At 57.6% G+C, this 22,796-nt stretch carries 21 protein-coding genes; 5 read left to right on the forward strand and 16 right to left on the reverse strand.

The features are described 5' to 3' along the window. Positions 1-52: 52 nt before the first annotated feature. From ACR0BF_RS06745 to ACR0BF_RS06755, 3 genes are all read left to right on the forward strand, one after another. Positions 53-1,873 (forward strand): ABC transporter transmembrane domain-containing protein, encoded by a 1,821-nt coding sequence (locus ACR0BF_RS06745; RefSeq protein WP_480624547.1) that lies wholly within the window; start codon positions 53-55, stop codon positions 1,871-1,873. Between the two features lie 159 nt (positions 1,874-2,032). Next, positions 2,033-3,922, forward strand: coding sequence for an acyl-CoA synthetase (locus tag ACR0BF_RS06750; RefSeq protein WP_480624548.1), 1,890 nt, complete (start codon positions 2,033-2,035; stop codon positions 3,920-3,922). 12 nt (positions 3,923-3,934) lie between these two features. Beyond that, positions 3,935-4,858 carry an alpha/beta hydrolase gene (locus ACR0BF_RS06755; RefSeq protein ID WP_480516138.1) on the forward strand — a complete coding sequence of 308 codons (924 nt, stop codon included), beginning with the start codon at positions 3,935-3,937 and terminating at the stop codon, positions 4,856-4,858. A 10-nt stretch (positions 4,859-4,868) separates the two neighbouring features. Here ACR0BF_RS06755 and ACR0BF_RS06760 read toward each other — a convergent pair whose 3' ends face one another. The 14 genes from ACR0BF_RS06760 to ACR0BF_RS06825 form a co-directional block, all read right to left on the reverse strand. Further along, positions 4,869-5,705: an alkaline phosphatase family protein gene (locus tag ACR0BF_RS06760; RefSeq protein ID WP_480475716.1), complete on the reverse strand. Its 837-nt coding sequence runs from the start codon at positions 5,703-5,705 to the stop codon at positions 4,869-4,871. Positions 5,706-5,861: 156 nt separating this feature from the next. Continuing rightward, positions 5,862-7,499, reverse strand: a complete 1,638-nt coding sequence (locus ACR0BF_RS06765) for an ABC transporter ATP-binding protein (protein ID WP_480475718.1) — start codon at positions 7,497-7,499, stop codon at positions 5,862-5,864. Then, positions 7,496-8,311, reverse strand: coding sequence for an ABC transporter permease (locus ACR0BF_RS06770; protein ID WP_480475720.1), 816 nt, complete (start codon positions 8,309-8,311; stop codon positions 7,496-7,498). The genes ACR0BF_RS06765 and ACR0BF_RS06770 overlap by 4 nt, the downstream gene beginning before the upstream one ends. Next, the gene (locus ACR0BF_RS06775) at positions 8,311-9,267 is read right to left on the reverse strand and encodes an ABC transporter permease (protein ID WP_480604571.1); all 957 of its coding nucleotides are present in this window, start codon (positions 9,265-9,267) and stop codon (positions 8,311-8,313) included. The genes ACR0BF_RS06770 and ACR0BF_RS06775 overlap by 1 nt, the downstream gene beginning before the upstream one ends. A gap of 15 nt (positions 9,268-9,282) precedes the next feature. After that, on the reverse strand, positions 9,283-10,869 hold the full coding sequence (locus ACR0BF_RS06780) for an ABC transporter substrate-binding protein (protein WP_480604570.1): 1,587 nt from the start codon (positions 10,867-10,869) through the stop codon (positions 9,283-9,285). A 234-nt stretch (positions 10,870-11,103) separates the two neighbouring features. After that, complete coding sequence (locus ACR0BF_RS06785) at positions 11,104-12,207, reverse strand: glycerate kinase type-2 family protein (RefSeq protein WP_480624549.1); 1,104 nt, start codon at positions 12,205-12,207, stop codon at positions 11,104-11,106. Further along, positions 12,207-12,644 (reverse strand): D-aminoacyl-tRNA deacylase, encoded by a 438-nt coding sequence (dtd, locus tag ACR0BF_RS06790; protein WP_480624550.1) that lies wholly within the window; start codon positions 12,642-12,644, stop codon positions 12,207-12,209. Before dtd ends, ACR0BF_RS06785 begins: the two co-directional genes overlap by 1 nt. A gap of 42 nt (positions 12,645-12,686) precedes the next feature. Continuing rightward, a complete protein-coding gene (locus ACR0BF_RS06795) occupies positions 12,687-13,355 on the reverse strand; it encodes a nitroreductase (protein ID WP_480604564.1) in 669 nt (222 codons plus the stop codon). 65 nt (positions 13,356-13,420) lie between these two features. Then, the gene (locus ACR0BF_RS06800; RefSeq protein WP_480624551.1) at positions 13,421-14,524 is read right to left on the reverse strand and encodes a TFIIB-type zinc finger domain-containing protein; all 1,104 of its coding nucleotides are present in this window, start codon (positions 14,522-14,524) and stop codon (positions 13,421-13,423) included. A gap of 47 nt (positions 14,525-14,571) precedes the next feature. After that, positions 14,572-15,717 (reverse strand): SPFH domain-containing protein, encoded by a 1,146-nt coding sequence (locus ACR0BF_RS06805; RefSeq protein ID WP_480516152.1) that lies wholly within the window; start codon positions 15,715-15,717, stop codon positions 14,572-14,574. 21 nt (positions 15,718-15,738) lie between these two features. Continuing rightward, positions 15,739-16,659, reverse strand: coding sequence for a DUF2927 domain-containing protein (locus ACR0BF_RS06810; RefSeq protein WP_480624640.1), 921 nt, complete (start codon positions 16,657-16,659; stop codon positions 15,739-15,741). A 49-nt stretch (positions 16,660-16,708) separates the two neighbouring features. After that, on the reverse strand, positions 16,709-17,899 hold the full coding sequence (locus ACR0BF_RS06815) for a toxic anion resistance protein (RefSeq protein WP_480624552.1): 1,191 nt from the start codon (positions 17,897-17,899) through the stop codon (positions 16,709-16,711). Positions 17,900-17,929: 30 nt separating this feature from the next. Continuing rightward, positions 17,930-18,844 carry a 5-bromo-4-chloroindolyl phosphate hydrolysis family protein gene (locus ACR0BF_RS06820; RefSeq protein ID WP_480604559.1) on the reverse strand — a complete coding sequence of 305 codons (915 nt, stop codon included), beginning with the start codon at positions 18,842-18,844 and terminating at the stop codon, positions 17,930-17,932. 175 nt (positions 18,845-19,019) lie between these two features. Further along, the gene (locus ACR0BF_RS06825) at positions 19,020-19,835 is read right to left on the reverse strand and encodes a pseudouridine synthase (protein ID WP_480475739.1); all 816 of its coding nucleotides are present in this window, start codon (positions 19,833-19,835) and stop codon (positions 19,020-19,022) included. Between the two features lie 61 nt (positions 19,836-19,896). On the opposite strand from ACR0BF_RS06825, the gene ACR0BF_RS06830 reads away from it, so the two are divergent. After that, on the forward strand, positions 19,897-20,355 hold the full coding sequence (locus ACR0BF_RS06830; protein WP_480624553.1) for a nucleoside deaminase: 459 nt from the start codon (positions 19,897-19,899) through the stop codon (positions 20,353-20,355). A gap of 25 nt (positions 20,356-20,380) precedes the next feature. Here the strand turns inward: ACR0BF_RS06830 and ACR0BF_RS06835 are convergent, their stop codons facing one another. Both ACR0BF_RS06835 and ACR0BF_RS06840 read right to left on the reverse strand, forming a co-directional pair. Further along, positions 20,381-21,352 (reverse strand): adenylate/guanylate cyclase domain-containing protein, encoded by a 972-nt coding sequence (locus ACR0BF_RS06835; RefSeq protein ID WP_480516158.1) that lies wholly within the window; start codon positions 21,350-21,352, stop codon positions 20,381-20,383. Between the two features lie 7 nt (positions 21,353-21,359). Next, entirely contained in the window at positions 21,360-22,052 is a 693-nt protein-coding gene (locus ACR0BF_RS06840; RefSeq protein WP_480604553.1) for a metal-dependent hydrolase, read from the reverse strand. A gap of 59 nt (positions 22,053-22,111) precedes the next feature. Here ACR0BF_RS06840 and ACR0BF_RS06845 point away from each other — a divergent pair, with 59 nt between their 5' ends. Then, positions 22,112-22,783, forward strand: coding sequence for a ceramidase domain-containing protein (locus ACR0BF_RS06845; RefSeq protein WP_480624554.1), 672 nt, complete (start codon positions 22,112-22,114; stop codon positions 22,781-22,783). Positions 22,784-22,796: the final 13 nt, after the last annotated feature.

The raw sequence follows: 22,796 nt of genomic DNA on the forward strand, positions 1-22,796 counted from the left end.
CTGGGGCCAAGAAAGCGTTCACTTTGTAGCGTTCAATTCACAAGGGCCGGACATGGCAAGACAGACCGCCAATAAACCAGCACAATCAGCGGCTCCTGGCGCTAGCGAAGAGCGGGCCCGCTCAAGGAAAATCGGGGTGCTGGGGTCGCTTTGGCCCTTCATGAAGCCTTACAGGCTATTGATGATCGGGGCGACAATGGCGCTGATCCTGACGGCCAGCATGACGCTGACCCTGCCATTGGCCGTGCGGCGCGTCGTCGACAATTTCCGCATTCAGGACGGTGAATTGCTGGACTGGTACTTTTTGGCAGCGTTGGGCATTGCCGCTGTTCTGGCTGCGGGAACCGGTATCAGATATGCGTTGGTCACACGGTTGGGGGAACGTGTGGTTGCTGACATCCGCAAGGCTGTATTTGATCGTGTGATCGGCATGAGCCCCGAATTCTACGAACGCATCATGACCGGTGAAGTGTTGAGCAGGATCACCACCGACACGACACTCATCCAATCGGTTCTTGGCTCATCCGTTTCCATCGCGCTGCGCAATATGCTGATGTTTATCGGCGGGCTGGTTCTGATGCTGTTGACCTCGGCCAAGCTGACCGGGCTTGTCTTGCTGCTTATCCCCGTGGTGGTGGTGCCGATATTGATTCTGGGTCGGCGTTTGCGCGTGATCAGCCGTGAAAACCAGGATTGGATCGCTGCGTCATCCGGAAACGCGGGCGAGGCATTGGGGGCGGTACAGACCGTGCAGGCATTTACCCACGAACAGGCCAGCCGGCAGCAATTTGATGAGATGACCGAGATGTCCTATACCGTTTCACTGCGTCGGATTCAGACGCGCGCGGTGCTAACGGTGATTGTGATATTTCTGGTATTTTCAGGCATCGTTGGCGTTCTGTGGATGGGTGCAAATGACGTACGCAACGGTGTGATGACCGAGGGCGTTCTGATTCAATTCGTGATCTACTCGATCATCATGGCGGGTTCAGTCGCGGCCCTGTCCGAGATTTGGAGCGAGCTTCAGCGCGCCGCCGGAGCCACCGAGCGACTTGTCGAGTTGCTGAATGCCGAAGATTCGGTTTCGGACCCGGCCAAACCCGCTCCTTTGCCAAAGGACGTCCGAGGGGAGATTCGGTTCGAAGATGTAAGTTTTCGCTATCCAGCGCGCCCCGATACAATCGCGCTGGATCACTTGTCGCTTCAGGTAAACCCGGGCGAGACCGTTGCCTTTGTCGGACCGTCAGGGGCGGGTAAGACAACGATCATTCAATTGATTCAACGGTTCTATGACCCAAATTCGGGCCGGGTGATGTTGGATTGCCATGATCTGCGGGAACTGGATCGCACAGATTTCCGAAAGTACATGTCATTGGTGCCGCAGGATCCAGTGATCTTTGCCGCCTCAGCCCGCGAAAACATTCGTTTCGGTCGTCTGGACGCAACGGATGCCGAAGTAGAAGCCGCAGCCCGTGCCGCCATCGCACATGATTTCATTGCCGCATTGCCCGATGGGTATGACAGTTTTGTCGGCGAACGCGGTGTCATGCTGTCGGGTGGGCAAAAGCAGCGTATCGCAATCGCCCGCGCAATATTGCGCGACGCACCTGTGCTGCTGCTGGACGAGGCGACCTCGGCCCTTGATGCGGAAAGTGAACGTGCAGTGCAGGGCGCAGTGGATCAGATGCGTGCCGGCCGCACGACCCTGATTGTTGCGCACAGATTGGCCACCGTAAAGAAAGCCGACCGCATTGTCGTTCTGGAAGAGGGCCGTATCGTGGCGCAGGGCAGCCATGATGATCTGGTGTCCCAGGATGGGCTATATGCGCGCCTCGCACGGTTGCAGTTCACCGATGGCGTAGCAGCAGAATAGGAGTGACGCTCGGGCATTTGTGAATTCGCCGTAGCGTCATTCTACAGTTTACTCTCTTTCAAAGCTAAGGCCTCGCTTGCGCGAGGTTTGTTTTGCTTCCATCTTGGATGCGAACAACAAGCTCGTGCAAAAACACGGGAGAAAAACGGGAGGAACCACATGGCCTTTGTGGGATTGGAAGACAAAACGCGCATGGAACAGGAAATGTCGTGGGAGGATCGGGATTTGCCTGTCACCTTCCATCAGCTCCTGTCGCGCACGGCAGAGAGATTTCCCAACCACAACGCCATCAGTTTTCAGCTACTGTCCGGGCCCACGGACAAGGCTGAGACCCTGACTTGGTCGGAACTTCTGGGCAAGGTCAATCAGGCGGCAAACCTGTTCCGCTCGCTGGGTGTCGGTGAAAATGACGTGGTGGCCTATGTACTGCCAAACTGTAACGAAACACTGATTACAATGATGGGCGGTGCAGTTGCGGGAATCGTGAACCCGATCAATCCGTTGCTGGAGCCCGAGCAGATTGCGGCGATCCTGCGCGAGACAGGCGCCAAAGTGGTTGTTACACTAAAGTCTTTCCCGAAAACAGATGTTGCCCAAAAGGTAGAAGAGGCGGTGCGCCACGCGCCCAAGGTCAACACCATTCTGGAAATCGACCTGAACCGGTACCTGACGCCGCCCAAGTCGTGGCTGGTTCCCTTCCTGCGCCCCAAGATGGGCGAAAAGGAAAAGCTGGCGCACGCGGATTACAAGAACTTCAACAAGGAACTTGCCAAGCAACCGACGACGCTGACATTCGAGGACAGCAATGAAGATCGCGTTGCTTGTTATTTCCACACCGGTGGGACCACCGGGATGCCCAAGGTGGCGCAGCATAAATACTCGGGTCTGATCTACAATGGCTGGCTGGGCAACACGCTGTTGTTTGATGAGAATGACGTCATCATGTGCCCGCTGCCGATGTTCCACGTCTTTGCCGTGCATGTTATCGTGATGGCAGCCGTGTCGTCGGGTGCACATGTGATTTTCCCGACACCTGCAGGTTATCGCGGTGACGGTGTGTTCGACAATTTCTGGAAGCTGATCGAGCGCTGGAAAGTGAGCTTTATCATCACTGTTCCAACCGCCATATCAGCCAAGATGCAACGCCCGGTGGACGCAGATATCTCAAGTGTGAAAACCGCCTTTTCGGGTTCGGCGCCACTGCCGGTGGAGTTGTTCCGCCGCTTTGAAGAGGCGACGGGCGTCACCATCGTCGAAGGCTACGGCCTGACCGAGGCCACCTGTCTGGTCTCGTGCAACCCTGTGGATGGCGAGAAAAAGATCGGTTCGATCGGTATTCCGTTCCCCTATACGGATGTCAAAATCCTGCTGGACGGGCCGGATGGGCCGACAGAGTGCGGCACTGATCAGATTGGTGAGATCTGCATCTCGAATCCCGGTGTGTATGCAGGCAACACGTATACAGAGGCCGAAAAGAACATTGGTCTTTATCACTTTGACAAATACCTGCGTACAGGCGACCTGGGGCGGTTTGACGAAGACGGCTACCTTTGGATCACCGGTCGCGCCAAGGACCTGATCATTCGCGGTGGTCACAATATCGATCCTGCCGAAATCGAAGAGGCGCTGCTGGGTCACAATGCAGTTGCCTTCGCAGGAGCGATCGGTCAGCCGGACGCGCATTCGGGCGAAGTGCCCTGCGCCTTTGTCGAATTGGTTGATGGGGCGTCGGTCACTGAAAATGAGCTGCTGGAATATTGCAAAGTTCACGTGCATGAGCGAGCCGCACAACCCAAGCATATAACCATTCTTGACGAGTTGCCGAAAACTGCCGTCGGCAAGGTTTTCAAGCCGGACCTGCGCAAACACGCCATCACCCGCATCTACAACGGTGCTCTTGACGCTGCGGGTCTTGCTGCGCGGGTTGTTCTGGTGATCGACGATAAAAAGCGTGGCCTTGTCGCGCAGCTTGACGCGAACGGATCTTCGGAAGACGATGTCTCGAAAGTGCTGGGCGCATATACCCGGCCCTGGGAGTGGTCCAAATAAGCCGGAGGAACAATGGACTATGAACGCCTGATCGACGAAGAAACCTGGGCGTTCATACGCCGCACGGCCGAAAGCTATCCGGATGATGCGGTCGATTTGTCCATCGAGGACCAGCGTCGGGTCTATGACACGATGTGCAAGCAGTTTCGCCAACCGCGCCCTGCCGGTGTCGAAACCCAGGACCTGTACGCCGATGGCGTGCCGGTCCGCCATTATACCGCCGGGCATCCGACCCGAACTGTTGTGTATTTTCATGGTGGTGGCTTTGTCGTTGGCGGGTTGGACAGCCACGATGATGTCTGTGCCGAGTTTTGTGCGCAGACGGGATACCGCGTCGTTTCAGTCGACTACAGGCTGTGTCCTGAACATGTGCATCCAGCGCAGTTCCAGGATTGCTGGACAGCTGTGAAATGGGCGGCGGTCGAGTATGGCGACCCGCTGGTTCTGGCCGGGGACAGCGCGGGAGGAAATTTGTCAGCAGCTATTGCCCACCATGCGCGCGGGCGGCTGGACAAAATTCTGGGGCAAGTCCTGATCTACCCCGGCCTTGGCGGAGATCAATCGCGCGGCTCATATCTTGAGCACGCCCATGCTCCTTTACTGACACTGGACGACATCAAATTCTATGAAACCGTCCGATACACAGGCGCCCAGCCGCAAGGCGATCCGACTTATGCGCCGCTACAGGACAATGATTTTTCGAAACTGCCGCCAACTGTTGTGATTACCGCTGACTGTGACCCGCTCCGCGATGACGGGAAGGTCTATTGCGAGCGGATAAGCGCGGCTGGTGGTCAGGCCCATTGGATCAACGAACCTGGCCTTGTTCATGGGTACCTACGTGCGCGAACCTCGGTAAAGCGCGCAGCAGACAGCTTCGAACGGATCTCGGTCGCTATCGAAGCACTGGGGCAAGAGATCTGGCCCTACGACTGAAGTCAGTCAGTTACATCAGGAACGGCTTAGCCCTCATCGTGTCTGCGAGGGGCGCACCCAATCGGCTCAGAATGGTCGGGGCCAATTGGATCTGGTCGATTACGGTTTCTACGTCAGGCCCGTCGGCATCGCCGAAGTAATACAGCGCGGTTTCCTGTTGCAGGGGGCTGCGCCCTCCGTGGTGTCCGCGCTCGTCTTGGCCATGATCGGCGGTGACGATCACCTCATACCCCAATTGGCGCCAGCGAGGGATGAACGGGGCCAGCATCTCGTCTGCAACAAAGCAGGCATGATCCATTTCTTCGCAGTCGTGATAGAAACGGTGCCCCATGCTGTCCAGTGTACAGGTGTGCAGGATGCCATAGTCCAGCCCAAAGCGCAGACACAGATTGGTCAAGGTGGCAAATAGATCGACGTCGGACGGGGTCATCTGGTTGTCTTTGCCGTAGCCGGTCATGCTGTGAAAGCGACCGTGATTGATGGTCTGGCTCTCTGGCTCGTCATATTCGACGTCGCGGACATAGTCGAACGGGTGACGGTTGAAGAACTGCGACCAAAAACTGTGTGTGACAGCCCCAGTCACGCCGCCGGCCTCACGTACCTGGCTAAAGACATCCTTATGGCTCAGGCGAAAGACGTTGCCGTTTCCGGTGCAGCCGTGTTCTTGCGGCGTTACGCCCGTATGGATCGATGCATAGCAACTGGCCGAAGTTGAAGGCAGCACTGCGCGGTGCTTCCACACCCGAGCTTCGCCGCTGTCGACCCAGCCTTCGAGGTTGCCGAACAGGCGGCGGAAATTCCGGTATGGTACTCCGTCCAGAATGATCAATAGTAGTTTACGGTCCATGGCTTGGCCCTTTGATCTGAGTATTTCATGCGGACGATACGCGAGTTGAAACCACGCGCCTGCCAAATCGCGTCCCAAATAATAAATTCCCGACGTCAGCCAAGGTGCAAAACGCCGGGAATCCATTTCTTCAAAGTGATGTTACAGGCGCAGAGATCAGTTCCCCGCACTTTCCATTTTGCGATGGGCAACGACCTCTTCCAGCCAGCCCAGATGCATCTCGGGCACCGAGCTCAGCAGAAGGTCTGTATAGTCGTCGAATGGCGGGCTGAGCACCTGACTCTTTGGACCGTAACGGGCCACGCGTCCCTGATACATCACCGCGATGCTGTCGCTGATCGCCCGAACCGTCGCCAGATCGTGGGTGATGAACAGATAGGCCACATCCTCGATCTTCTGCAAATCCAGCAGCAGTTTGAGGATACCGTCCGCTACAAGCGGGTCGAGCGCCGATGTCACTTCGTCACAGATGATCATCTTGGGCTTGGCTGCCAGTGACCGCGCGATGCAGACGCGTTGCTTTTGGCCACCGGACAACTCGGCCGGATAACGGTCGATGAACTTCTCGCCCAACTCGATCTCGTCCAGCAGTTCGACGACCCGTTTGCGCTTTTCGGCACCGCGCATGTTGAAGTAGAACTCCAGCGGGCGTCCGATGATCGTACCCACTGTCTGGCGCGGGTTCATTGCCACGTCAGCCATCTGATAGATCATCTGCAACTCGCGCAGGTCCTCGCGGGATCGTCCGGCAAGGTCAGGCGAAAGCTTGCGTCCGGCAAACGTAATCTCGCCGTCGCGCGGCGGCAGCAGGCCGGTGATCACTCGGGCAAGTGTCGATTTACCCGACCCGGATTCACCCACAACCGCCAGCGTCTGACCCGGATGAAGCTCGACATTGACGTTGTGCAGCACGTCGAAATTCAACCCCTTGTAGCGCGCGGTGATACCGTCAACGCTCAGCAGCGGTTCCGCTGTGGGCTGTTTTTCCTCGTGCTCGATCGAACGGACCGAGACCAGAGCCTGCGTGTACTCTTCCTGCGGGTTGTTGATGATCTGATCGGTTGACCCGTATTCAACCGTATTCCCCATCCGCAAAACCATGATTTCGTCGCTGACTTGCGCCACGACCGCAAGGTCGTGCGTGATGTAGAGAGCAGCAACACCGGTATCGCGAATGGCTTCTTTGATCGCCATCAGCACGTCGATTTGCGTGGTCACATCCAGTGCCGTGGTGGGTTCATCGAACACCACCAGATCGGGTTCAGGGCACAGCGCCAGCGCCGTCATGCATCGCTGCAACTGTCCGCCTGAAACCTGGTGTGGGTAGCGTTCGCCGATATTATCCGGGTCGGGTAGGCCTAGTTTGGCGAACAGTTCCCGCGCGCGGCCTTCGGCCTCTTTTCGCGAAAATTTCTTGTGCTCGACCGCAGCTTCGACAACCTGATCCATGATCTTCTTTGCCGGGTTGAACGACGCGGCTGCGGATTGCGACACATACGCAACCTCACCCCCGCGCAGATTGCGGATATCGCCATGCGACGATTTCAGGATATCGCGCCCGTTTACCCAAACCTCGCCGCCGGTAATTTCAACACCGCCCCGGCCATAGGCCATAGAAGCGAGGCCGATGGTGGACTTACCGGCACCGGATTCTCCGATCAGGCCCAGCACCTTGCCGCGTTCGAGGTCAAAACTGACCCCGTGCACGATTTCGATGTCATGGGGTTTTTCACCCGGTGGATAGACCGTTGCACCGATCTTGAGGTCACGGACCTTGAGAAGGGTATCACTCATCCCCGGCCTCCTTTCAGCGATGTGGTTCTGTTCAGGACCCAGTCAGCGACAAGGTTGACCGAGATCGCCAGCGTCGCGATGGCCACAGCTGGGTACAAAGCTGCGCCGATGCCATAAACGATGCCGTCCTTGTTTTCCTTCACGATGCCGCCCCAGTCGGCCAGCGGTGGCTGAACGCCCAGCCCCAGAAACGAAAGGGTCGAGATGAAGAGGACCATAAAGATAAACCGCAGCCCAAACTCGGCCACCAGCGGTGACAGGGCGTTTGGCAGGATTTCACGGAAGATGATCCAGGCACGGCCTTCGCCGCGCAACTTGGCGGCCTCGACATAATCCATCACGTTGATGTCGACGGCAACCGACCGCGACAGGCGATACGGGCGTGTCGCGTCCAGAAGACCCATCACCAGGATCAGGATCGGGACTGTCACCGGGACAATGGCCAGAATGACCAGTGCCAGGATCAGGGTCGGGATCGACATGACCAGATCAACTGCCCGGCTGAGAACCTGATCAGCCCAACCGCCCAGAACCGCAGCCAGCAAACCCAGCGACGTGCCGGTTACAAAGCTGAGGATCGTAGCCGCAGCCGCAATGAAGATCGTCGTACGCCCGCCGTAGATCATGCGTGTCAGCAGATCCCGACCTATATTGTCGGTGCCCAACAGGTGTTCGGCGCTTGATGGCTCCCACACATCGCCAACCACTTCGGCCATGCCGTAGGGCGCAATCAAAGGCGCGGCTAAGGCGACAAAGAAATAGAGACCTGTGAAAAACAGACCGATCATCGCCGAAATTGGAATATTCTTCATCATTTCGGATGCCTCAGTCTTGGGTTGGCCAGGATCGACACGATATCGGCCACCATGTTCAGCCCGATATAGACGGCGGCAAAGACCACACCACACGCCAGCACGACCGGCACGTCACGCTTGGTTACCGAGTCTACCAGGTATTGTCCCATGCCGGGATAAACGAACACCACTTCGACCACGACAACGCCCACGACCAGATAGGCCAGGTTCAGCATCACCACGTTTACAATGGGTGAGATCGCGTTCGGAAAGGCGTGTCGCGCAATGACCTGAAAGTTTGACAACCCCTTCAGTTCCGCCGTTTCGATATAGGCCGACTGCATCAGGTTGAGGATCGCCGCGCGGGTCATGCGCATCATCTGCGCCAAAACCACCAGCGTCAGCACGAAAGCGGGCAATGCGATCGCATTGAGTTTTTGCCCGAATGACATCGAGTCATTGATCATCGCAAGCGAGGAAAACCAGCCCAGCTTTACCGAAACATAGTAGATCACCACGTAGCCGATCAGAAACTCTGGTATTGACACTGTCGTAAGCGTGACAGCTGAGATCAGCTTGTCCGGCCAGCGGTTGCGGTAGCGGACTGCCAGCAAGCCAAGGAAGATGGCAAGCGGAACCGAAACCACGGCCGCGGCGCATGCCAGAAACAATGTGTTGCCCAACCGTTTGCCAATGCTTTCCGCAATGTCGAGCTTGTTGGTCAGGGACTGACCCAGATCACCCTGAACGATACCGCCCAGCCACTCGAAATAGCGGGTCAGGGCAGGCCGGTTCAGGCCCATTTCTTCGCGCAGGTTTGCAAGGGCCTCTGGAGTTGCGGACTGCCCCAGGACGGCTTGCGCGGCGTCTCCGGGAAGAGCTTCGGTCAGGCCAAAAATCAAGGCCGAAGCGCCGAACAGCAATAGGATTCCCAGCGCGAGGCGCTGGGAAACCAATTTGATGATGGGATGCATTATCCGTGGCCCGTCTTAGACGAACCACATTTTGCGGGACATGTTGCCGTTCATCATCTCTTGCGTCGGGTCGCTTTCCCAGCCGTCCAGTTGGTTGCTGACACCTTCGACAAAGTCGTTGAACATCGGGCAGATCAGGCCGCCTTCGTCGCGAACCATTCTGCCCATCTGGCTATAGATGCCCTTGCGTTTTTCAACGTCCAGCTCCGCCTTTGCCGCGAACAGCATGTCATCAAACGCCTGAACCTTGAACCGAGTGTCGTTCCAGTCTGCGGTTGATAGATACGCGGTCGAGTACATCTGGTCCTGAACCGGACGGCCGCCCCAGTAGGAGGCACAGAAAGGCTGCACGTTCCAAACTTCGGACCAGTATCCGTCATTGGGTTCACGCTTGATCTCAAGCGGAATTCCGGCCTGCGCCGCCGTCTGTTGGAACAGGGCTGCGGCATCCACAGCACCCGGGAAGGCACCGTCAGCAACACGAAGGATAATCGGCGAGCCGTCATGACCGGACTTCTTGTAGTGCTCGGCGGCTTTTTCCACGCTGAACTCGCGCTGTTCGATGGTCTCATCAAACAGTGGGTAGGCGGCGTTGATCGGCATATCATTCCCGATCGAGCCATAGCCGCGCAGTACCTTGTCCACCAGATCCGCACGGTTGATTGCGTATTTCAGTGCCGTGCGCAGTTCGTTGTTGTCGAACGGAGCCGTGTCGCAATGCATGATGAAGACATAATGTCCGCGACCCGCTGTTGAATGCACCGTCAGGTTTGGCGCGCGCCCCAGTAAGTCGGCTACTTTGGGTTCTACGCGGTTAACGGCGTGCACCTGACCGGACTGCAGCGCTGCAGTACGTGCGGTCGCATCGTTGATGACAACCACTTCGACGCTGTCAAAGTTGCCAAAATCGCTGTTCCAGTGGTTTTCGTTCTTGGTGAACAGGTGACGGACACCGGGCTCGTCAACTTCCAGTTTGTACGGACCAGTACCGATCCCAGCCGCCGGGTTATCCATGCCGCCATCCGGCTGAATGATCAGGTGGTAGTCCGCCATCAGATAAGGCAGGTCGGCGTTCGCTTCGGTCAGAGTGACCTGGAAGTTGTCGCCGTCGGCCTTCATTGACTCGATGCCCTTCATGATGCCGAGGGCGCCAGATTTGGAGTCTTCGTTCGAGTGGCGCTGCATGGTCTTCAGCACATCCTCGCTGGTCATGGTCTTGCCATTGTGGAACTCGACACCCTGACGCAGTTTGAAGGTCCAAACCTTGGCGTCCGCGCTGCCTTCGACGCTTTCAGCCAGGCGCGGCTCGATGGACCCATCAGGTGCAACTTCTACAAGCTGGTCGCCGAATTGCTTGCCGTTCTGGAACGGAACCGAGCTGGCATAGGTTGCGGGATCCAGCGAGTTTGTGGACTCGCCACCCTGAAGGCCAAACTTCAGGTCGCCGCCCTTTTTCGGGCCAGCTGCGCGTGCTGCGTCGGCGAACATCGTGCTGGCCACGGCAGCCGAAACGCCCAGGGCCGCGGCTTTCCCCATGAATTCGCGGCGGGTCATTTTTCCGGCTGTGACCTGACCGGCCATATGCGTGATTTGTTCGTTCATTTAGTGATCTCCCTATCGAGTGGTTCCAGCCCTTTTCGGGCTTTTGTTGACGCATGAGTCAACGTTGGCTTATTTCCGCGGACCGGGCAAGGGTATTTCTCCTAGATGCCGAAGGCCGAAGCGCAAGTAACCTTGTTTGGCGCGATGCCCTTTCCACAAGAATACTATGATACAATTCTGTTTCAGGCCAGTTTCCGAGCCTTTGCGGTACGGCGCGGTGCGATATGCGTCAATTCATCCACGTATTGCGACAACCAGGTCCATGACATTGGTGCCGGTTGGCCCGGTTGTCAGCAAGGCTTGGGCTTTTTCCAGAAACGATCCGCTGTCAGCATTTCGAAGGGCGGTTATCCCGCTTTCGCTCCATGTTGCGCCGGTAATGATTCCTCCTGCCGCATTAGTCGGCCCGTCTGTGCCATCCGTGCCGCCGACAACAACTGTAAGGTTTGGCTGCCCGGCAATCTCCTGCGCCAGTGCAAGTGCCAGCGCCTGGTTTCGCCCACCGCGCCCAGGGTGATCGGGCAAGACCACTGTCGGCTCTCCGCCGAAGACCATCACGCCCTTTTCCATGCCGCGCAGCAGTTGGCCGAGATGTGCGGCAACCTTCAGATAGTCGTCATGCAACGCCTCTTCATCGGCCCAAACCTTTAGCCCTGCCGCTTCGGCGGCTTGTACAACCGCACTGCGGGCATGGGCGTTCGAGGCCACGATCCGCGTGACGGCCTCAAATGTGTAACTGGAAGGCAAAGCGCCGATACCCGATCCAATGACATTGAGGTCGTCGCCCGGTACGTCCGAGATGGCCAGAACGGTCGCGCGCGCGCCCGCAAAGTGCGACAGCAACCCCCCGCCTTTGATGCGGGACAGTTTGCGCCGCTCAGCGTTCATAGCGCCGATGTCCATTCCCTCTGACAGTAACTTGCGGTTCAACGCTTCAAGATCGCTCAGCGATTTTCCGGGCAAAAGGTCCTCGGCCAACGAAGACGCGCCACCCGACACCAGAAGCAGCACATGTGATCCGGGTTCCATCTGCTCCAGCGCAGCACGCAGAGCGCGCCCGCCTGCAAGGCTGCGGTTGTCCGGAACCGGGTGCGAGGCTTCGATCACCTCGACAGCGTCAGGCAAGTCCCGACCGTGATCGTCCTTGGTCACGACAAGCGTGGGCACCGTGCCAAACTGCTCCAACGCCGCCCGTGCCATAGCGGCGGCAGGCTTGCCAACGGCCAGAATACGATCCGGTTTCGGGATGTCGTGCAGGGCGGCCTCGGTAGCGATGTATCCGTCAACGGCCTCAACTCCGGCGCGCCAAAGTTGAACGGCTTGCTTTTCAGTATCCATCAAGTCTCCACCCAAATTGTGACCGGTCCGTCGTTGACAAGTTCAACGGCCATGTCGGCCCCGAATTGTCCAGTTTCCACCGCTACACCTTGCGCAGCAAGGTAGTTTGCGAAGGTGTTATACAGATGCTCGCCCAGTTCGTGCGGTGCTGCAGTTGAAAACCCCGGCCTGTTACCGCTTGTTGTATCTGCCGCCAATGTAAACTGGCTGATCACCAAGGCTGACCCTTTTACATCCAGAAGCGAGCGGTTCATCTTGCCCGCGTCGTCCTTGAAGATCCTGAGTCTGGCGGTTTTCCGGGCCAGTTTTTCAGTCTGAGCCTCATCGTCCCCCTGCATGGCGCAGACAAGAATCAAAAGCCCTGGACCGGATGCGCCAATGACGTTGCCATCGACCGATACTTTGGCTTGCGAAACTCTTTGCAGCAACGCGCGCACGTGGTTTCCCCCTCTTGGCGATTATCTTGCCTGAGCGATGGTTTAGCCGCGCCAGTCGACAAAGTCACCCAGCGCGGCACGATCTGTGCGAAAGTTATTTGCGGGGTGCTTTCTGTCCGAATACCCAAAGGAAATCGCGCACAGGATCAGGCGGTCTTCCGGGATCCGAAAATATCTGTGCAGGAAAGGGCCATACGCGGCTAATGCGGCCTGAGGAATGGTTGCCACACCCAACGCCTGCGCTGCCAACGAAAAAGCCGTAACAAACCCTCCGCAATCCATTGCGCCATATGGCCCAAGTTCCGCCGGGCTTGAGACGATGGCGCAATGCGGTGCATCGAACAGAGCGAAATTGCGCATCATTTGTTGGGCCGATCCTGCCCGGTCCCCGCGTTCCACACCGACTGCTTCATAGAGCGCCCAACCGCACGCGCGGCGGCGGTCTTGATAGACGCCTGAATATGACGCGGGAAACGGAAGATCGGGGGCCGGTGCGCCTGTTTCAGCTTCGTTTTGCATCGCCGCGCGGAACCTGTCGGTCTCTGCGCCGCTTGTGATCACCAATTGCCACGGCTGCGCGTTACACCAGCTTGGGACCCGGGCCGCGCTGGCCACGATTTGTTCGATCTGCTCCTTTGGTACAGGGTCGGGCAGGAAGGCCCGGCAGGAATGGCGTTTCTCCAGAAGGTTATTCAGTTCTGCAAATGACACTATCGCCTCGTTGTTATGTTCCGACCCTCAGGATGATCATGCCGCGCGAGATGTACAAGCAGTTGCTATTGCTGCCCGTTGGCTGCCAGATACCCGACAATCCCGGCAACAAGCAGGCCCAGAACAACGGCAATCGTGATCTTGATGGCTGACCAGGGACGTTCCCCTTGAACCCGCCCGGTTCGACCGTTCACCACAAATCGATAGGTCTGCCCGCGATATTTGTAAGCCGCCATCCAGATCGGCAGCAGAATATGTTTGAAGGTGACATCGCGCACCTCGGTGTCCACCACGTGGATACGCTGCTTGTCACCCCCAATATCGAAGCGAACATCCCGTTCGATCACGCGCGCCATATGCGCGCGGGCCTCGGTATAGCCCTCATTGAGTTCAACCGTATACGCCTCGGCGCGAAACCCGGCGAGGTATTCTGGCTGGTAAGGTTCAAGTGCCGGCAGATCCCAAGGCTGTAACGCGTCAGTGTAAGCCTTGGGCAGCGACTGCGAGGCCAGCACCAGAACGTCATCAAAAAACCGCGCAACACGACCTGATTTGGGCGACCAGCGCACTTTTGGCACCTGTTGCTGAACCCGTTTACCGTCCCGTATCACGGTGCGGGTTTCATAATAAATCACGCCGCGCTCACCACGGTAGGTGGACTTGGTGTCGGCATCAAAGGTCCAGTAAGGCACATAGATGCCCTGCATCTTGCGGCCCTTGCGGGCATAATCCTTCAACCCGTTTGGCGCGAACCATAACCGCCCCAGCCAATCGCTCATCGCCTTATGCGCCTCGCGCTCGTCGAAAGCAAAAGGCAGAACGCCCTTCGGTTTGATATGCCGGTTCACACCAGTGTCGGTTACCACCGGCGTGGCACAGAACGGGCATTCCGCAGCGTGCGTATTGGGGTCGAATTCAACCTGCGCCGCGCAGTTCGGACAGGACAGAACGCGGGTCTGTTCCAGCTCGCTGTCAGGCAGACGATCCGCAATGGCCGCGTCAAAATCCAGTTCGCGCAGGCTGGCACCTTGCCAGGGACCCGATCCGATGGGTTCGGAATGACCACAATGATCACATGTCAGCGTACCATCGCCAGGGCTGAACCGGTAATCTGCGCCGCATTGCTGGCAGGGGAAGCGGTGCTCTGCAAGGTCAGGGGCGTGTGTCATACATTACCCAATAGTGTCAGGACAGATGGAGGAGTGTCGCGTTTTGGTCAGGCCCCCGGCGGCGGTGGCGGCAGAATGGTGAACAACTGCGCCAGTTCCTGCACGTCTCCGGCCTTCTTCCAGCCGTCCTGGCCCGCGGTCCAGACATAGGTGTCGCGCGTCAGATCGCCCTCGCTGGCCATTCTGCCCATCCTAGCTTTGGAAAACGGGCCGCTGGTCTGCCCATCCACGGCGATATGCCAAACATGCTCGACCGGTGGCGGCGGCGGGGCCACATGGGCTGCCGGTCGCGGGGCAGAGGGGGCGGGCGCTCCCCACGGGCCGCTTGGCTGGCCTGCTGCGATGTTTGACATCTGCTGTGCCATTGCCATGCCCATTCCCATGCCAAGACCTGCGCCCATGCCACCGCCCTGGCTGGGGTTGCTGGCCGCAGCCGTCATCGCCTCCGCCGCGGAATACTGTGTGAATTTACCCAGATCTCCGGCCAACCCCATCGAGGTTCGCTTGTCCAATGCGGCCTCGACCGCTGGCGGAAGCGAAATATTCTCGATGTAGAATTCTGGCATTTCCAGCCCATAGCCTTCCAGCACCGGGGAAACTTCGGCCGCGATCAGTTTGCCCAGATCAGCCGTGTTTGCTGCCATGTCCAATACGGGAATGCCAGATCCCGCAATCACGCGGCTGAATTCTTGCACGATGATGTTGCGGACCTGAAAGCTGATCTCGTTCATGGTGAACTCGCCGTCGGTTCCAACGATTTCCACAAGGAACCTGGCCGGGTCTTTTACGCGCACGGTATAGGTGCCATAGGCACGAATGCGGGTCGGCCCAAACTCGGGGTCGCGCAGCATGATCGGGTTCTTGGTCCCCCATTTCAGGTCGTTGAACCGGGTCGTGTTGACAAAGTAGATCTCGGACTTGAACGGCGACTGAAAGCCATGATCCCAGTGCTGTAACGTGGTCAGGATCGGCATGTTGTTAGTCTCAAGCATATAGAGACCTGGCGTGAACACATCCGCCAGCTGCCCCTCGTGCACAAATACTGCCGCCTGACCTTCCCGCACCGTCAGCTTGGCACCGTATTTGATTTCATGGCCTTCACGCTCGAACCGCCAGACCATGGTGTCGCGAGTGTCGTCAACCCAATGGATGACGTCAATGAATTCTCCGGTCAGAAAATCGAATATTCCCATTTGGGTTCTCCTGTCCTTGGGTCAGAGCGGCTGCCCCATCAATTCCCGGGCAATGACATGCACGATGGGGCGGGCCTGATCGACTGTCACGCCGGGCTCAAGCCGCTTGTCATAAAGCATTGTCAGCAGTTTTTCGTCATGGCTCGTCAGCAGGGCAAACTCGTCATCATCATTGAAGATCGATGGGCGTGCTGCCGGGCTATCGTTCGACAATCCCAGCCCCTGTGCGATTTCTTCGTGGATACAGCTGCGACGGACCAGATCAGTCAATTCGGCCCGGATCAACGCAACTGCGCGCACATATTTATACGGAGAGGCCGTTGTCGCCGAGGCAAAAACAAAACAATCGAAATTCGATCTCGGATTTGCGACCAGATCAAGCGAAGCCTGACTGATATTCGGGATCAGCTGTTTCAGTCGGGACACCACATAGGCGCTGTCGTCCTTGCCCGCGAAGAAGACGTGGAAGTTAGCGTTTCGGGAGACCACGGAAATCGGATGATCCGTCAGCCTCGCCAGGCGCGACGCAAAGGATTGAACCCGTTCCGCATCTTGTTGCCGTACGGCGGGCAGCACGGAAGGCCCAAACTCGGTCTGGATGCGCACCGGCCCCGACCACCGGCTGAGCTGCCCGTCTGTCTGGCGCGAACCGATGGAAACGTTTTGGGTCGGATATTCGCTGTAGAACGCAATCGTTTCGAAATTTCGCGCCAGATCCTGGGCGTCATAAGGTGTATCAGGGCCGCCCCCGTCTGTCCGCAATAACCCCCGCACCAGAAGGTCGCGTTCGACACGCTGGTAAAACCGCGCCAAATCCTGACTTGCGGCAGAGGGCGGTACATAGGCATTCGCCGCAACAGAAACAGGCGCTGGGCGCGCTTGCGGTGGAATCGAGGAAGTCAGTGTTTCATTGCAATTGGCCAAAGCCAACAACGCCGCCATCCCCAGCGCCTTTTTCAGATATTCGTAGGCCTTCACGCCACTCCCGCCTTTAGCCAGGAACTGCCGTGCCGGCGTTATCGCCGATTCCATCCCGCCGCGCCTTGGCAGACGCCAAAGTGTCGCGCAGTTCCACCTCCATCTTCTGCAGCTCGGCCTCGGCCGCGGCACGTTTGGCTTTTCCTTCATCCGCAATGGCCAGGCTTTCGTTGATAGTGCCGATCAGGTCTGCGTTGGCCTTTTTGACAGCTTCGATATCGAACACGCCGCGTTCCATTTCCTCGCGGATCATCTTGTTCGACTGGCGCAGATTGGCAGCATTCGAAGTCAAAAGCTCGTTGGTCAAATCGTTGGCGTCGCGCACCGCGGCGGCAGCTTCGGCGCTGCGCTGAATGGTAACGGCCTGTGCCAGTTGCGTTTCCCACAGCGGCACGGTGTTCACCAGCGTCGAGTTGATCTTTGTGACCAGAGACTTGTCGTTCTCCTGCACCAGCCGAATCGAAGGCAGCGACTGCATCGTGACCTGACGGGTCAGTTTCAGATCGTGCACGCGGCGCTCCAGATCGTCACGCGCGGCGCGCATGTCACGCAGTTCCTGCGCTTTCATCACTTGTTCTTCTTCTGGCGCGGCCTGAACGGCAGCTTCCCTTTCGGGGATGTCGTGGCTGTCCAATTCGGTCAGCTTTTCTTCACCCGCCGCGATGTACAGCGCCAGTTCATCATAGAAGCCCAGTGTTTTTTCGTACAGCAGGTCCAGCGATTTGATGTCCTTGAGCAGTGTATGCTCATGCCCCAGAAGATCGTCGGTTATGCGGTCGATTTGCCCCTGAACTTCTTCAAACTGAGCGGTGAATTTCGCAAATGGCGCGGCCCTGCCCAGCAGCCTTTCCCACCAGCTGCGCTCGCGGCGCACGTCCAGCTCACTGACCGAAAACCCGCGGATCGTGGTCACGATATTGCGCAGGCTGTCGCCTGCGGGGCCTACATCCTTGTTGCGCACATCCGCCAGCATGGCCTGACTGATTTCCTGCAATTCGGCCTGAGCGGAAGATCCGAAAGCAACAATCGAATTGGTGTTGCTCATGTCGATCTCGTCCATGCGCTTGCGGATCTCGGCACTCACTGGGTCGTCGGCTTCTTCAAGCGAGATAACCTCGGCCTTTGGTTCGGGCAGGGCAACTGCGGTGACTTCCTGCACCAGTGTTTCGGTCTGAGCCGCCTTGTTCTTGATCTCATCGGACATGGGGATGTTCCTCGCTCAAATAATGGCCGGTCAGTCCAACCGGACGCCTTCGCGCTGCAGTCTTTCGCGCAGCACGTCGATTTCGACCGTCAGATCACTGCGGTCATCCAATAGCATTTTGCGCGTACGCGCGGCGAAATTCTGTTCTAGGTCATCCAGCAGCGCGACGTAGTCCGTCATCGCCTGCGCATCGCGGGTCCGGGCATAGACATCGGCGAACTTGACCGTCGCATCACGCGCGCCCTGTAGATAAACCGTCATGTATTTTCGCGCGCCCGCCAGATCGCGGGGGTCTTCCTCGACCGTTCGAAAAAGGTCACGTGCAGTGTCCTGAAACCGTTCCAAACGGGCTTCGATCCGGCGATCACCCGCGCGTTTGATGGCGTCCGTCATCTCGGAAAGACGGTTTTCCGCATCCTCAACGACCCGGGCAACGCGATCTTGCTGAAAGGTGTCAATTCCTTCCATGCCTTTGTCCTTCATCGGATCAAACCCGAAGGAGGCCGAGTGCAGCACGGTTGCTGCCGCGCCGAACAAGACGGGGGCAAGCAGGCTGACTTGTGATGCCGTTTCCGCATTCAGAAACTCGGTCCGGTACGACGCAAAAGCGGCACCCAGACCTGTCAGAAGGCTGGCAAAGATTTTACGCGGAAAAGCAGGTCGGCGGGCGGTTTTACGGGCGTTAAACGCGGCTTCGGCCCGCAGACCTTCGCGCAGCAAAAACGCAGCTGCCGTCAGCAGGCCAGCTGCGATCAGACCAATGGTCATGCCAATCGCGCCGTCGTTCAGCGACAGAAATACCAATGGGATCGCCGGTATGAACAGGACATTGGCCCGTGCACCCGCAGGTTCGACCCGCGCGCCATCGAATTGTCCACGGGGCTGAAGAGTGTCACCGGACGCATTGTCCTGAGGGCTGTATTTGCCGCCAAATCGCTTTGCCATGCGTTACAAGCCCCCAAGCACGCCTGTGCACACGCCAAACAAAAGCACCAGCAATACGGCGTAGGCGAATTTTTGCACTCCGCTTCCGGACATCACGCTCCCCAAATAGCAGCAATCACAGAAAATTTAGGGGATACGCATGCTTGGCGCTAGGGGGAAGGTTGCCGAACCTGCATCACTTGCGGGGATTCTTGCCGATGGGCGGGCGTTTTCTTTGTGGTCGCGTCGGGCGTTTGGGGGCCGCTTCGGGTTTGGCATCCGAATCCAGGCCAAGTTGATCGCGCATAACGCGGCGGCGGATTTCTTCGACTTCGCCCGGCTTCAGATTGCCCAATTGGAACGGTCCGTAAGAAACCCGCAACAAACGGTTCACATTAAAACCGATATCTTCCATCGCGCGGCGGATTTCACGGTTCTTTCCTTCGCGCAGACCGATGGTCAGCCAGGCATTGGCCCCTTGCTGGCGATCCAGCGTGACGGTCATCGGCTGGAACCGCTCTCCCTCAATCACCAGCCCTTTGCGCAGCGGTTCGAAATCTTCGTCTTTCGGGCGGCCGTTTACCCGCACACGGTATTTGCGCAACCAGCCGGTCGCTGGCAGTTCAAGCTTGCGCTTGATAGCACCATCATTAGTCAGCAGCAGCAGACCTTCGGAATTCAGGTCAAGCCGGCCAACGCTCATCACCCGCGGCATGTCTTCGGGCAGCTTGTCGAAAATCGTATCGCGCCCTTTTTCGTCGCGGGTTGTTGTGACCAGCCCAGCAGGCTTGTGATACAGCCACAAGCGCGAGGGTTCCGGTTCCGAGACCGGTTTACCGTCGACAACGATCTTGTCTTTTTCTGTTACGTTCAGGGCGGGGCTGTCGATGGCCTTGCCATTTACGGCCACGCGGCCAGCTTCGATCATGCGTTCGGCCTCGCGCCGCGACGCGACGCCGGCGCGGGCCAGGACTTTGGCGATCCGGTCGCCGGGAGGAGGGGTCTTGTTCATGTCTGGGCCATACCCTATCCCGCGCGCTTGCGAAAGGCAGGTTTCTGATGCAGTCAGGGGCATGATGTTCAAATCGCATATGGAACAGGCACTGAGTGAGGCGCGCGCTGCAGCGGATCGCGGCGAAGTGCCCGTTGGCGCGGTCATTGTCGGGCCGGACAGCTCTGTTGTGGCGGTGGCAGGAAACCGGACGCGTGAGTCGAACGACCCAACGGCGCATGCAGAAATCCTGGCTTTGCGCGCGGCCTGTGCCCATGCTGGATCTGAAAGACTGCCCGGACATGATATCTATGTCACACTGGAACCCTGCGCCATGTGCGCAGCGGCCCTGGCGGCCGCGCGTATCCGGCGCGTTTATTACGGGGCTTCCGATCCCAAATCCGGCGGCGTGGCCCATGGCGCGAGGGTTTTTTCCCACCCGCAAGCGCATCACAAGCCCGAGGTCTATGACGGCTTAGCAGCCAAAGAATGTGAAACCCTGCTGCTGGATTTTTTCGCAGAAAAACGAAAAGAAAAATGAGGCTGGCCTGACAGGACGGCTACTGTCAGTTCCAGTCCAGGCGATACACTGTCTGCTGCCCGCCGAACCCTTTCAGTGAGACCGATTTTGGCGTGCTGAATTTCAGACCGCCCGCCGGGCTGACCAGCAATCTGGTTACGTCGGTGACGTGAATTTCGTTCGGGCCACTTACGTCTGTCACGCGCGCGGCCTTATTGACGACGGACCCGAAGAAATCCTCATCTTTCTGTATGACGTCGCCGGTATGAATTCCAATCCGCAGACCCAGAGGTGTTTCGGCATTTGCCAACGCGTTCTTACTTTGCAGCTCGATTGCTGCCTGGATTGCATCCTGGACCGTTGGGAAGATCGACATCGTGCCGTCCCCAAGGGATTTGACCAGCCGTCCCTGATGGGCGTGGATGAGGTTTTCAGTCAGATCAAAATGACCGGAAATAAGCTGGGCCCATTTCTTGTCGCCCAATTGCCGGGTGATATCTGACGACCCGACAATGTCAGTGAACATGACCGAGGCGGTTCCCTCGGTCTGATCCTGTGTGAACTCCTGCTTTGCGGCTTCGATCAGTGCATTCAACGCCGCATGTTCGATGCCGATCTTTTCCATGTTCGAGGTTGGGTTGGACACATGCAGCTGCACCATTTTCCAGACGCCGTCTTCCAGATGCAGTACAAATGTAAAGCGGTGCCAGGCTGAATTGCCGTTCGAATGAAAGGTCAGCGTCGCTTCGCAAAATGCCCAGCCCACATCCCCACATTCAAAAGCTTCCAGCGAATGTTCCTGCCAGTCATAGTCCGGGATTTCCTTGGTGTGATCCGCGAAGCCACGGCGAAACACCTGCCCGGACCATGCCTCTTCATCCGCCGAGCCCTGATACCGCAGGTGTTCCGAGGATGACAACATATTGACCAGCACAGCCCGATCCTTGTCATGAACGGCTTGATTCCATCGCCGTACAACTGCGATCAGTTCAGGTGAAGGGACAATGTCGCTGGTCATATCATCCCTACAGCTTTATCGCCTGCATAACCTGCGGTTCGATGACGTCTACACCCGGCAAAGCACCTGCCAGCGCCTGAGCGGATTGCTCAAGAATCGGGAAGGTCTTGTAGTGGCAGGGGATCACAGTTTTGAAGTTGAAGTATCGTTTGGCTGCATAGGCGGCGCCTTTCATATCCATGGTGAAGTGCCCACCTGCGGACAGGATGCCGATATCGGGTTTGTAGTAATCCCCCATCCAGTCCATATCCGCCATGATATCCGTGTCACCTGATACATAGACCATGCGGCCCTCGGTACTGATCATGAAGCCGACCTCGCTGCCGCCCGTGCGCAGGCCGTCAGGTGTCGAAAAGGTCGAGCTGTGAGAGGCCGGGACCATTGTTACCTTGACTCCGTTCAGGTTGACCGTGCCGCCCTTGTTGAAACCAATGGTCTCGATGCTTTCGGCTTCGGCCCAGTACCCCATCAGGTCATATTGTCCCACAACCGGAATTTTCAGGTGTTTGGCCAACGGCAGAACGTCGACGACATGGTCAAAATGTGTGTGGGTCAGAAGGATGTGGGTGGCGCCATCAACGGCGGCGTCATGCTGTTCCTCGGGCATGACCGGGTTGCCGGTCAGCCAGGGGTCGATTAGCAGCACTTGTCCCTGGGATTCGATACGGAAACTTCCATGGCCCAACCAGATAATGTTCATAATAATTTCCTCCCAATCATTCTGTTGGCGGCAGCCTAACATCGGATAAGTAAATTTCCATGGATTGGTTTCGTGAAATAGACGGGTATTGCGAGCGGTTGTCTCCGGCCTACTGGGCCGAGCCCGTTAACGCGGTCACAAACGCCGCTTTTCTGATTTGCGCATGGGTCATGTGGCGGCGCGTGCGCAATCAGAACATGCCGCTGGCCAAGGTTCTGGTGGCGCTTCTGGCGATCATCGGGTTTGGCAGTTACCTGTTTCACACGCATGCGCAGGTATGGGCGGCTTTGGCGGATGTCGCGCCCATACTGTCGTTCATTTTGGTCTATATCTTTGCGGTGAACAAAAACATCTGGAGGATGCCTTTGGGGCTGGCGTTCGGGGGAATGCTTCTTTTTCTTCCCTATGCGGCTGCTGCTGTCCCACTTTCCCAACAGGTTCCGGGGCTTGGAGGGTCGGCGGTTTATGCGCCGGTCGCTTTGCTGATCCTGATCTATGCTGTTGCGTTGCGCGACCGTGATCCGATTCTGGCCAAAGGGCTGAAAATCGGGGCGTTGATCCTGATCCTGTCGATTGCCTTCCGTGCCCTCGATATGCGTCTCTGTGCTCAATGGCCGGTGGGGACACATTTCATGTGGCATATCCTGAATGCTATTATGCTGGGCTGGATGATCGAAGTGTATCGTGCGGCCCTCATCAGGGGCCGCGTCACCCAAACTCGTGGATCATGAGCATATGTCGGGT

The sequence above is a fragment of the Ruegeria sp. AG7 genome, assembly GCF_056541545.1.